We start from the raw sequence: 13,158 nt of genomic DNA, 5'->3' as shown, positions 1-13,158 counted from the left end.
CATAATTATTGTTTAGTCTCTGGCAGTGGTTTTAATGGCGCGGACACATCCTGTGCGCTCTTAAAACTACGACTGCCAGAATGTCAGACAGACGCCATATTCATCGAGAAGATCGTCAGCAATTTCAAACTGAAATACCTTCTCTGGAAAGGCATCGGATAACGCGCGCTTCCAATATCTAGTGATCTGTTCAGCAAATAAATGACAAAGACGATAATCTTCTTCCGACAGGCCCACTTTAAATACGGGTCGGCCCGGTGCATCCTCCCACTTTGAAAAGAACTGATTTATTGAAAAAATATTTCTGTATCGTTCAACGTCTCTACGCGATGTACTTTGTTCCAACATACTAGATTCGGTCTCAACCAGCCCGTTCAAATGAAATTTTTGCGGATCGTATTGCTGAGCGTTAGGCAGCCAGAAAATGTGACCACTGACCTCAATAAAATCAGGAGAGAGCAAACCTAGAACAGAAATTGCCTGTTCTAATGAAACCAAGTGCCCTACATATGAAAAAAACTCCCCGGAGCCAATATCTGAAACAAACAGATTCAACGACTCTTTAGAAATATTACCCTGATAAACTTTCATCATTTCAACCCTAAGCTATCAAGAACCGACTGAGGAACATTTCCCTCAAAAGCTTTTGTATCACTTCCCTTCTTGGGGAAATATGTTCCATTCGGAGCTTGGTTCCATTCGACCACCTTAATCCGAGAGCTAGACACATCATATAGCGCACGCCCCTCAGGACCGTAGACAACAACATGCCCATTTCCAAGATTTGCATAAGAATCGGGAGTTTGCCCTTGCAACGGATACTGAACACCACCACGCGTTCCCGTGACCGTCACATTCGTTTCCCTGAGTCCCTTGGTATAATCTAAATCAATAGTATTACCGGCAGAGTCCGTAATGAACCTGGGTGTATTGGGAGCGCCAGTAGTTGCTTTTGCACCCGCGAAATCCGCATCGTTAGCAGCAGCCTTACCAGCATCTACAAAGCCAGTTTCTCCAGAAACCAGCCCTGAAGGAGTTGCTTTCGCGCCCCCCAACTCTATTCGAGCAGCGACCTTAGCCGTAACCTTCTCCGCCAGCAAGGCGCCACCCTTCACCAGCCCACCGCCAGCTGAAAGGACCGCAGCCATATCGCTGATCAGCCTTCCAGTTTCAACCCCGGCGTTAAAGGAGCCACTGGGCCCGGCTTCTTCATACTGCGCTTGCAGTCGGTCTATGCGATCAATATACGGCTGCTTGACCGCGTCCCAAACACCACCGCTCTCCACTACAGCTTTGAGCGCCGCATAGGTCTCCTTGAGGCTGCCTGCAGTGGGCCCCAGCTGGGGAAATAGGGGTCAGACCACTGTTTTTCAAACCGTGGTCTGACCCCTATTTCTCCTGCACAAGCGTGACAGCTTGCCCTCGAATATCAATAACGACTTGCTGCTGCATTCCTTGCGGTAAATTTTCAGCTCGCTGGAGGGCTTGGTTGGAAACATTACTAATCAATCCGCTTTGATTTTTTACAATGTTGTAGTTTTTCACTTCAACGCTGCATACGTTACCCACACACCAGTCTGGACGGACACTACCTGAAGTGCCATAAGGGACTTCTTGCCCATTTTTATAACTGACTTGTGGGCGAGCTCCCGCACCAAGATCAGCGCCAACATCAATCTCAGATTTTTGGGGTGTAGGACGAACAGCTGTCCCGGTAGAGGCGAGATCATCTGCCTTTCCAGCAGCACCGCCAGTAGCTTTTGCATCAAGAGCGCACCTTTTGCATCAAGTGAACTGCTATCCAGCCACATCAACATCTACGAAAAACGTGGTCTGTCCCCTATCGCTTATCAGGGTCGCTCCCGATTGTTCTATCTGTACTTTAGCTGAAGAAATTTCTATAGGCTGTCTCAACCCTTACAGAAATGTCATCAGGCTTGAAAGCCAGATTCTCCAATGCAGCCACTTCAATAGATAACAAGGGATTCGCAACTGCAAGTGACTTCAACCCGCACTGTTGGCGAACCTTAAAAATTGCGAAAACCTCCAAAGGCAGCAAATCAAAAGGTGGGTTTTTGAACTCCGGGTCCCAAGCCCCGCCCTTATCTTCGGAGTTAGCTAAGTGATATTGGCATACCTCGTCCAGTACACCGGCAAGCCTTTGCTCATCTGCCCAACTGTCTATCACTTTCTTGTAAATGCCGAGATCCATAGACTCAATCAGGGCAGGTGTATTCCCACCCGAATAGACAGAATAGAGCCACAGCATGAAAGGTTCGAATCGACGCTCTTTGAGATAGCCGGGATCAACAGCTCCATCAACAGTTAACATCCCAACAAGCACATCGGCGACCGACTCCGCTAGATCATGCCTATCCGCAGCAATGAAACCTGCAAGTAAGCAACCTGCATTGCTCAACTGATTGGTCAGATTCGGGGCGTTTCTAATGCCTTGAAGAAAGCTCGTATTAGAAAAGGTCTTAGCTCTGAGCATTAGCACCCAATAGCGGTAAATCATCGCGCGGGATACTTCCTCCCAGCCAGAAATATCACCGGCACAAATAGAAACCTCTCCCTGTATACCGTGACAAACTGCAAGTATCCCCAATGAATCAGATACATTGCCCAACCCCTCCAAGGAGTCACAGGCAAGATCCTCTTCAAGGTACTCAAGCTCTTGAGCCAGCATCCCATCCGACTGAGACAGCCAGTGCCGATGCTGCTCTAGGATTTCTTCTATTTTTTTCATTCTGGTACGCCCCATCAGTCAATTACGCGCCCAAGGTGAGACCCGCAATACTTCACCCTGTAGGTCAACGCCGATCAAATTACCACTCACATTTTCAGGGGCACGCCTGAACTCCCGAAGCATCTGCCTAGCCTGCTGCTGCTCTGCCACGCTGATGCTCTTGTAACGACCTTGTCGACTAGCTGCCTGACCCAGAACATCCTCGATGAACGTTGTCATGTTCTGCTGTCGTACAGAAAGATCTCCCACATTCCCCGTTCGCGAAGTTTTTACTTCAGTGAACGCGAGGCGGCCATCCGGTGTACGGCTGACAATGTCGATACCGTTACCACTGCGGTTCTGCACAGCGAAGATGTCAGTGTGGTTGTTGTCACGCAAGAAGACCTTGGAGATATCTTCACCTAGGTCACCAACCTGCTGATTGGTTAGCTTCGAAAGATCTTTACCTCGGGTGGCTGAAAACAGATCAAGTGTCGTACCCGAAGTAACGGCTCCACCTGTCTGACCTAGCCCTTTTGCATCAAGAGCGCCACCTTTTACAGCCTCAACATTCCGCGCCGCCGCAGCAGCATCCGCAGTAGCAGCTACCTCCTTCACCCCAAGACTGCCAAAGCCTCCCACACCTAACGCCCCACCGCCAGCCATCGCGGCACCAAAAGGCACCTCTGCTGCTGCTATGGTCAGTTCGGTACAAGCTACCGGGTTCATCCCACATGCATTTAACAGGGCTGGACCAAGCAACATGCCTCCTGTCACTGTTCCGATTACAACAACACCACCCACCAACGTATAAGCAAGGCTTTCACGGCGCTCGGCATACATTTGCGCCGAGCACGCCTCTGCGCTCAGTCCCGCACAGTTTTGCTCCTTGTAGCGCTCATTTTCAGCCTTGATGCGCTCTTCAGCCTTTTGTTCGAGCGTCTTACCCTCAGCTAATGCACTGGCAATATCACCCATTGAGTTGTTCTCAACAGCATTGTTGCCAGCCTTTGCACCGGCAAGTGCACCGCTCAGGTCGCCTCCTGCAAGCCCGCCTGCCAAACCCGATGCCAATGTCGAAAGCGCCGATACGGTCTGTTTCTGCTTCTCGCTCAAATTCTCGGTTTTAATACCAGGATACAACTGCGCCGCAATCAACTCCCCCGTGCCAGCTCCAGCGGCACCGGCAACCGCCGAGTTCCCTTGGGCCTGTGCAACTACAGCACCCAATACCACGTGGGCCATGATTCGGGCGGTATCGTTGTCCCGCGCTGACTGCTTGATGATGTTCGCCAGATAGGGCGCCGACGCGCCTGCGAGGGCGGAGCCGATGTCCCCGCCTGCCAGTCCTTGCAAAGCTGCCGTCACCGCTTGAGCGGCACGTTGATAATCGCCCCCCGTTCCGTACGGCTGCATCACCGTACGGGTCACCTGTGCGGCGATCTCTTTATCCGTCGGCTGGGTATTGCCCTCACGGATAAGTTTGTCTCGCGCAGCCGCTATCGCTTCGGGATCTTTTTGAGCATTGGCCGCGTTAATGGCACCTTGAGTGCGTGTGATATCCGCCGCTTGAGTACCGATATCCGCAATCAACTGCACCTGCCGCAGCCGTTTCTGCTCTTTCTCCTTATCGAAGATGGGGCTGATGGCGCCGTTGGCGTGTTCAACATCGTGGCTCAGCGTTGCCACGTCCTGCTGCTGTTTGGCAGGGTCGCGGATGTTGAGGGTGCCGTTGGAAATGGCCGAGGACGTGGTGCCGCTGTCACTGTCGCCATGATTGAACGCGATCAAACTGCCGCTGGGCATGTTGCTGATGAACGCGTTGGTGCCATCGCTGCCACTGCTGACGCTGGCGCTCTGCAACTGGCTTGTGTAGTCAGCCTTGTTCTTTAAAACGCTCCAGCCCAGGGTGCCGGTGTTCAGGCGGTTTTTGTCCGGCGTGGCCGTGCTGGCGATCACGCTGCCATCGAGTTGGGTATGGTTGCCCACATCGATCTGGTAGCCGCCCTTGCCGCCGAACAGGCCGGTCTGCTCCTGCACACTCTGGTATTTGGAGTCGATCTTGCTTTTGCTGATGCTCAGGTTGGCGCTGGCGCCGCTGCCGATGATGGCAAAACTGACGCCCCCACTGACATCCGTTTGCTTGGACTTGTAGTTATCGGTGTCCTGCAGGCTTTGCAGCGTGAAGTCGCGACCCACGGTAGCGGTGATTTTGTCTGCGCTGACTTGCGCGCCTTTGAGGGCGGTGTCTCGTCCGCTGATCAGGCTGACCTGTTTGCCCGCGTCCAGCGTTGTCTCCGTCCAGGTGGTGCCGGTGCCCTTCTCGTTGCCGGTGCCCTTGTTCGCATTGGCGAAGATACTCAGGCCACTTTCTCCGGAACCCACGCCCAGACTGATGCCAATCGCTCCACCGCTGCTGCTGTTTTTGCCATCGAGCTTTTGATTGTTGGCCGCAGCCTCCAGGCGAATATCACGCTCCGCAGCCAGCGTCATTTCATTGCTGGCCTGGAGCTTGCTGCCTTGAACGCGGATATCACCGGCGTCTCCCGGCGTGCCATTCCCCTGCGCCACGATGGTGAGGTTATTGCCCGCCGTCAGGTTGCTGCCCTGGCTGAGGGTTTGTTCCTGCGTCTGTCTGGAGTCGGACTTCTGCGACCCCAGGGAGATGCTGATACCTACAAACTGCCCAGCGTTGGCGCCGGTCATGCCGCCATCCTGCTGCGCCGCTTGCCACGCCTGCACCCCCGTCAAACCCGCCTTCACACCTTGCAGCGCCGAGAGGCGGCCGTCGTCCTCGCTTTTGGCTTGCTTGGCAGTTCGGTAAGCGGAGTCCACCGCGCTACCCACGGTGCCGGAGAGTGCCAGGGTCAAACCACTGGTTTTGCTTTTGGCCGTCTGTTCGCTGCGGTTGTTGTTTTCGGACGCCAGGATGCTGACATTTTGCCCAACCAGGCTGATGTCTTTACCGGCAACCACGTCAGAGCCTTTGATGGTGAGCTCTTTGCCCGCCCGGATATCCACGCTGCCCAGCACGCTGCCGATGTTGCTGGCCCGGGTGGTTTCGGTGCTGCTGTTGAGGGTGTTTTTATTGCTGCTTGAGCCCAACGTAACGCCGATGCCGCCGCTGCTCATCAAGCCCGATTTTTTGGTCGAGGACGAATGGCTTTGTTCAAAGGTTTCCGTTGCCCCATCAATCACCACATTACGCCCGGCAATCAGGCTGGTGGCGTTCGTGGACACCACGTCACTGGCGCTCGTGCCGATGTCGCGACCGGCACGCACGACCACCGTGTCGGCGCTGATGGAGGAACCCTGTTGGGTAATCTGGTTACTGCTGTCGATGCGCGTTTTCTGGCTGCTGGACAGCAACCCTTTGCTGGTTTTGGTCTTGCGGTAATAGCTGTAGTCGCTGTCTTGGGCGGCCTTCAGCGTCAGATCATTGCCCGCATAGAGGTAGGCTTCCTTGCCCGCGCTCGCGCGACTGGCGCTGACGGCGAGGTCGTTGCCTGCACTCAGGGAGAGGTTTTCGCCGGCCACCAATGAGGTGCCTACCTGCTGAACGTGATCCTCTTTGCTGGTGACCTTCTTGGAATTGAACGCCGAATGCTGTTCATTCGCCGCCGAAGCCAGGTTCACATTGCCCTTGGCCACCAACGCCAGATCACGCGTGGCATTCAACTGGCTGCCGATGGCGCTGATGTCCCGTGCCGCCACAATCTGGAAGTCCCGCCCGGCTTCTACCACGGTGCCGTACTGGGTCACGTTGCTGCTGCGTGAGTAGGTGCTGACGCTATTGGCGTTACGTTGTTCGGCAGTGACGAGGTTCACGTCACGCCCGGCCTGGATACGGGTGTCGGTACCGCTCTTGAGTACACCGCCGGTGCTGTTGATGTCGCGACCGGCTTGCAGGGTCAGGCTGTTGGCGGCTTCGATGCGCGCGGCGTTGTCGACGAAGTCGGTGCGTTCGGTGCGATAGCCGCTGCTGCTCTGGTGGCTGGTGACGGTGCGTTCGTTGAGCACATCGCCATTTACCGCAGCGGCGCTGACGTCGCGCCCGCTGATGATGCCGCCGGCGCGGTTGGTGAGGCTGTTGCCGGCCAGCAGGTCGAGACGGTTGCCCGCTGCGATGAGGCCGCTGTTGACCATGTTGCGCCCGGCGCTGGCGGCCAGGTTATTGGTGGCGCGCAGGGTGCCGACGTTGGTCAGGTCTGTGCCGCTGACCAGGCTCAGGTCGCTGCCGGTGATCAACGCGCCATTGGGCGCCAGGCGGTTGTTGGCCTGGGCCAGGTAGAGCACCGGCACCAGCACTTGCTGGCCGGCGACGGTGGCGTTTTCCATCCACACGATGTCGTGGGTCAGGGCCGCGACTTGTTCGGCGGTGAGGCTTACACCGACCGACAAATTGAGCGCCTGACGGCTGCCGATGGCGTTGTCCATCAGGTACTTGAACATCGCCGTGTCGCTGGTTTGGCCGTCGATGAAGCGCTGGCCGGTGCGGGCAATGACCGCTTGCTGAATCAGGCGCTGTTCATAGAGGCCATCACCCAGGCGTTTTTGCGCCTGGTCGGGGTCGTAGCCGAGCTTGGACAGCATGTAATCGGAACTGAGGAACTGGCCGAGATTGGTCAGCTGCGGGTTGGTTTCGATCAGGTATTTCTGTGGGTTGGAGACGAACTGGCTGTCCGGCAGGCCTTGCACGCGGTTGATGGTGACACCGTCGGCCGAGGTGCCTGCGGCGGGTACGACCGGCCCGGAAGCCGGGGCTCGGTCTACGCTGCCGCCGCCCAGGCTCCAGCCTTGCGGGCCGGTACTGGCCGGCGCACTGGCGCTTTGGCCGCTGAGGCGGAACAGGCCGCCCTGGCCGCTGGGCAAGGTAAAGCCGGGCAAGCTCAGCGGGTTGATCTGCTGCTGGGCCAGGTCCGGAGGCAATTGCGCGTTGAGGGTGACGCGGGTCGAGTAACCGTTGGCGGCACTGGCGCCGGTCGCGCCGGTGGTGGTTTTTGCACCCGCCCCGATGTAGGTGTAACCCGGGCGCACCACGCTGTTGTCGATACCGGCCTGCGCCTTGACGTCCACCGCGCCGCCAGCCTGAATCACGGCAGCATAACGCTGATCATCGCTGGCGATTTTGGTGACCTTGCCGAACTGCGTGCGCTCGATCTCCATCATGCCGATGAAGTTGGCCACCGTGGCCTCAAGGCCGCCGAGGTCATTGGGGTTGTAACCGGCGCTTTTGTACCAGTATTTGTTGGTAAGTGCGGCGGCTGCATCGAACCAGCGTCCAGGGTGCTTGGTGCGCTCTGACGTGAACAGACGATAGGTCTCGGTCTCGCCGGTTTCGATGCCGGTGTTGACCAGGTTGTTCAGGCGCGCCGTGAAGTTACCGCCGGCCGCGATCGAGCTGCTGCTGTTGAGCAGGTCGCCGCCCGCCAGGGTCATGTTGCCGCCGGCGGTGATACTCGAACCGGCACTGGCGGCGGTCACTTCCAGTTTGTCGCGGGTCAGCAACTCCCACACGTAGTTGCGCGGGGTGCCGCCTGCTTTGCAGTCACCGGCGTTGACGTACTTGATGCACGCGCCCTCGGTGGCCGAGGCGGTGTAGACACCCGCGTCGTTGACGGTCAGTACCGCACGTTCGTTTTTGATCGTGGCGGCGGTGAGGGTCAGGTCACCATCACTCTGCATGCTCGATGAGCTGTTGATAATGCTGTCGGCCAGGCCGCCCTTGCCGTCGCGATCGACACTCAGGTTGCCCATGCTGTAGAGGTCGCCGTAGCTGTTGTTCAGCGACGCCACGCGCAGGCTCATGTCGGCGCCGCTGAAGATCAGGCCGTGGTCGTTGAGCAATGCGCCGGTGTTGACCGTGAGCGTTTGCCCGCTGCCGAGCGTGGCGTAGTTGTTGAGCGTGCCCGCGTTGATCAGCAGGTCGGTGGCCGAGGTCAGGCGGCCGCGGTTGTTCAGGGTGCCGCTGAGGGTGGCGCGGGTCACGCCACCGCCGGCGATGCTGGCGGTGTCACTCAAGTTGGCCTGGGCGGCGGTCAGGTTCAGTTTGCCCAGGCTGCTGATGCGCCCGCTGCTGTTCAGCGCGCCGCTCAGGCTCAGGTCAAGGTCGCCGTCGCTGGCGATCAGGCCGTTGGTGGACCAGTTGCCACCGCTGCCGATAAAGCGCCGGGCGCCGAGCAATTGACCGGTCGCGGTCTGTTCGAGGCTGTTGACGTTGACGGTCAGTTGCCCGGCCTGGATCACGCTGCTGTTGGTCCAGGTGTCCTGGGCGATGGTCAGGTCGCCACGGGTGACCAGGCTGCCGCCTACATCATTGAGATTGCGCGGCGCGATGCCGAAGGTGCCGGTGCCCACATGCAGCACATTGCCGCCGAGGTTCTGCAGGCGGTCGGCGTCCAGGCTCAGGTTGGTGTTGGCTGTTTCCAGCACGCCGTCGCGGTTGTCGAACAGCCCGCCAATGGCGAACTCGGTGGTGCCGCTGTTACCCAGTGCGCGCAGGCGGCCGGTCTGGTTGTCCAGGCTGGCGGCGCGGACCTTGAGGGTGGATTCGCTTTCGATGATGCCCAGGCGGTTATTCAACGCGCCGCTGAGGTCCAGGTCGATCTGGCGGGCGGCAATCTGGCCATCGTTGTCGCCGCTGTTATCGAAATCGTGGCCGACCACGCGCATCAGGCCTTTGGCATAGAGCCCGCCGTTGCGGTTGTCGAAGTTGCCGGTGGTGACCAGGCCGTCGCCGGCCTGGGCGGAAATACGTCCGCCGTAGTTGTCTACGCCACCGGCCTGCAGGTCCAGGGTCTGGCCCTGCATCACGCCGCCCTGGCGATTGTTGGTGAGGTCATAGCCGTTGCGCAGCACACCGACCACTCGGGTCTGCAGCAAGGCCTGGAGGCTGGCGAGGGTGCCGCCCCGGTTGTCGAGGCTGGCCGCGCCGGCCTTGAGGTTGCCGGCCTGAGCGATCAGTTTGCCGCTCTGGTTGTCGACCGCATCGACCACATCGAGGGTCAGGCCGCCCTGGCTTTGCACCGCGCCTCTGGCGTTGTCGAGACGGTTGGCGCTGAGCGTGAGGTCAGCGTTCTGGCTGTAGATCAAGCCGTCGTTGCCGTTCTGTACCAGACCGCTGGCGGTGATGCTCAAGCGCTCGTTGGCCGCCAGCGTGCCGCGATTGCGGTTATCCAGGCCGCCGGTCAGCAGCGTCAACAGGCCTTGGCTGGCGAGTTGCCCACCCTGGTTGTCGATCTGCGCGGCACGGCTGATCAGCAACGGGCCAGCGCTGGCCAACTTGCCGTTGGTGTTGGTCAGGGTCGCCAGCAGGTCCAGGCGAGTGGCAGCGCCGCCGCTGATGGTGCCGGCAGTGTTGTCCAGGTTCTGCGCGGTCAGGTTCAAGGCCGTGCCGCTGTCGATGGCGCCGCCGTTGGCATTGTTCAGCAGCCCGGTGACGTTGAGGGTTTGCTCGGCAGCGCTGGAAAGCGCGCCTTTGTCGCTGTTATCCAGCTCGGCGGCGCTGACCGTCAGCGCTTTCTGGCTGACCAGCGCACCCGCGCCGCTGTTGAGCAGGCGACCGGTGAGCGTGGCATTGAGGTCGCCGTAGCGGCTCGACAGGGTGCCGCCGTTGCGGTTGTCCAGGCTTGCGGCAGTGGCGTTCAGGCCTTGCCAGCCGGACATCAGCCCGTTCTGGTTGATCAGCGTCTCGGCGTTGAGCACCAGCAGGTTATTGCTGATCAGCTTGCCCGCGCTGTTATCGAGGGTGCGACCACTGAGGGTCAGGGTCTGCGCGCTGGAGAGTTCGCCGCCCTGGTTGCTGAGGTCACGCAGGTGATTGATGCTCAGGTTGCCGGCGGTGGTGATCAGGCCACCGGTGTTGTTCAGGTCGCCGGTGGCACTGCCGAAGTCCACGGCAATCGCGCTGCCCAGCAAGGAGCCGCCCTGGTTATCCAGGCTCGCGGTATTGATGCTCAGAAGGTTGGCCGCGTTGATCAGGCCCTGGGCCTGGTTGGTCAATGGGCCGCTCACGTTGAGCAGGGTGTCGCCACGGCTGGTGAGGGTGCCGCCGCTGTTGTCCAGGCTGGCAGCGCTTGCGTCAACCGCAGCGGCGGCAATCATGCCCTTGACGTTGGCCAGGGCCTGGCCGATGCGCAGGGTCAGGGCGGCGTTGCTCAGCAGTTTGCCGCTGCTGTTATCGAGGTTGTCGGCGGTGAGTGTGAAGGCCTGGCTGCTGGAAATCTCGCCGCCCTGGTTATTAACGTCCTTGAGGTTGTTGAGCATCAAGAGCGGGCCGTTGATCAGCCCGCCCTGGTTGTTGAATTGGCCGCGATTGAGTTCAAGGGTCAGGCCGGTGGCGCTGGTCACCTGACCGCCTTGCTGATTGTTCAGGTCGCGAGTGTCGATGCGCAGCGCATTACGCGCGCTCAGGGTGCCCTGTTGGCTGTTGTCGACACTTGCGCTGGTCAGGGTCAGGGTGCCGTCCGTCACCAGGCGGCCGCCCTGGTTGTCCACCGCGTCACGGGCGGCGATGCTCAGCGGGCCGGCGCTGGAGAGCGCGCCACCACGGTTGACCAGGGTGCCCGTGGTCACGGTGAGCAGCCCTTCGCTGCTGATCAGGCCTTGGTTGCGGTTGAGCAATTGATCGACGTTCAGGTTCAGGCCAGTGCCAGCCACTACCAGGCCGCCATCGCTGTTATCCAATTGCGTGCCGTTCACCGCCACGCCCGCACGGCTGGACAGCTCGCCGTTGCGGTTGTCGATGTTGGCGACGTCGACCTGCACGCCGCCGGTGCTGGCGACCAGGCCTTTCTGACGGTTGTCGAGGCGATTACCGGTGAGGTGAAGAACGCCCTGGCTGGTGACGCGCCCGTTCTGGTTGTCGAGCGTGCCGGCGCTGAGGCTCAACGCCTTGCCCGCCGTGACCAGGCCCGCGACGTTGTCCAGGGTGGTCACCGTCAGGTTGGCAGTGTCCAGGCTGGAGATTTCGCCGCCGGTATTTTGCACCGTGCCCAGCGTGGCAGTCAGCGGCCCGTTACTGGCGATCAATCCGCCCTGGCCGTTCTGCAGCGCGCCGGCGTCGATAGCCAGCGCGGTGTTGCTGAGGACTCGTCCGTTGTTGCGGTTATCGAGGGCAGCCGCCGTGACGCGAGTGCCTTGCCGGGCGCTGAGGGTGCCGCCCTGGTTGTTCAAGGCCTGGGAATCGACGCTCAAGCTGCGGCTGGCGATCACGCTGGCGCCATTGTTGTTGACGGCCTGGCCGCGCAGGCTGACATCACCTGTGGAGTTGCGGGTGTTATCGGCGTTGACGCCGGCTTCGATGATGTCTGCGTTGGTCAGCGTGCCGCCGCTGGACAGTGCAATGCGGTCGCGTGCGGCCAGGCTTTTGCGACTGTTGAGATCGCCCTGGGTTTGCACCTCCAGGGCGTTACCGGCATACATCGGTCCCTGGGCGTCAAGGCTGGCGGCTTTGACATTGATCGCGCCGCTGGCAGCGGTCTGCGCCATGCTCAGGCGCCCATTGGCATCGAGCTGGATATCGCCACCGCTGGCGGCCAGGGTGCCGTCGAGCTTCACGCCCACGCCGGCTTCGGTGCCCACCAGTTTGATCGCGCCGGCGTACATGCCGCCCAGCGCCGATGAGTCAATCGCCAATTCGGGCTTGGCGCTGCCGTCGTCGGCGCGAGCGGTGGTTTTCAGGCTTTGTGCATCGACGTCGTTGCGCCCGGCGATCACGTTGAGTTCGCGGGCGTTGATTTGTGCGTTGATCTTGGCCGAGCGGGTGATGATGTCGAAGCGGTCGACGTTGCTGGCGTTCAGGCCTTCGCCATCGATGGTCACCGCGCCGCCATCGACCTGGTAGCTTTTCAGCTGGCCGGTCGGGTCGATGATGGGTTTGCCGGTGGTGAGGGTGACGTTGGGGGTGTTGATGAAACCGCAACCGGCGCAGGTCACGCCGTACGGGTTGGCGACGATAACTTTGGCCGACTGCCCCGCCACTTCGGTATAGCCGCGCAACTGGCTGGCGCTGCCGCCGTTGACTTCGTTGAGGATGACGCTGGCCGCGCCGCCCTTGAGGTTGGGGTTGCCGACGATGATCCCGCCCAGTTGGGTGTTTTGCAGCGCGCCGTTGGCGTTGTTGAGGATCACGCCGTTGGGGCCGACGTTGTACTGCTGGAACTGGTTATGGGACAAGCCTGCGCCGTTGGGCGTGGCGATGTTCACCACCGGCACGCCATTGCCCGCCGCGCCCACGGTAGTGCCCGGCGCGCTGACCACAATGCCCTCGGCCTGGGCCAGCAGTGGCTGCCAGAACAGCGCGTTGGCGAGGATCAGCGCCAGCCCGCGCTTGGGCAGGCCGAAGAAGGCGTTTCGCGGCTTCAGGGTGGCGGAAGGTTGGCGGGCCAGGAAGGCAAATTGTCGAACGTCCATTTTCAGTTTCTCGCTGC

Annotated in this window: 6 protein-coding genes; all 6 read right to left on the bottom strand. The window is 59.8% G+C overall.

Annotated elements, in window-relative coordinates; translation table 11 throughout:
* Positions 1–66: 66 nt before the first annotated feature.
* Positions 67–591: a hypothetical protein gene (locus BFQ04_RS05525; RefSeq protein ID WP_024673397.1), complete on the bottom strand. Its 525-nt coding sequence runs from the start codon at positions 589–591 to the stop codon at positions 67–69.
* Positions 591–1,148: a hypothetical protein gene (locus BFQ04_RS29610; protein WP_218187753.1), complete on the bottom strand. Its 558-nt coding sequence runs from the start codon at positions 1,146–1,148 to the stop codon at positions 591–593. Before BFQ04_RS29610 ends, BFQ04_RS05525 begins: the two co-directional genes overlap by 1 nt.
* 241 nt (positions 1,149–1,389) lie before the next feature.
* Positions 1,390–1,545, bottom strand: a complete 156-nt coding sequence (locus BFQ04_RS29605; RefSeq protein ID WP_175413251.1) for a hypothetical protein — start codon at positions 1,543–1,545, stop codon at positions 1,390–1,392.
* Positions 1,542–1,817: a hypothetical protein gene (locus BFQ04_RS05515; RefSeq protein WP_065949936.1), complete on the bottom strand. Its 276-nt coding sequence runs from the start codon at positions 1,815–1,817 to the stop codon at positions 1,542–1,544. Before BFQ04_RS05515 ends, BFQ04_RS29605 begins: the two co-directional genes overlap by 4 nt.
* A 65-nt stretch (positions 1,818–1,882) precedes the next feature.
* Positions 1,883–2,749, bottom strand: coding sequence for a hypothetical protein (locus tag BFQ04_RS05510; RefSeq protein WP_065949935.1), 867 nt, complete (start codon positions 2,747–2,749; stop codon positions 1,883–1,885).
* Positions 2,750–2,767: 18 nt separating this feature from the next.
* On the bottom strand, positions 2,768–13,141 hold the full coding sequence (locus BFQ04_RS05505; protein ID WP_083217931.1) for a hemagglutinin repeat-containing protein: 10,374 nt from the start codon (positions 13,139–13,141) through the stop codon (positions 2,768–2,770).
* Positions 13,142–13,158 lie beyond the last annotated feature (17 nt).

The organism is Pseudomonas sp. 37 R 15, from assembly GCF_900004865.1.
GTDB lineage: Bacteria > Pseudomonadota > Gammaproteobacteria > Pseudomonadales > Pseudomonadaceae > Aquipseudomonas > Aquipseudomonas fluorescens_AM.
Note: the sequence above shows the minus strand (reverse complement) of the source record. Positions and strands in the feature narration are given on the sequence as shown.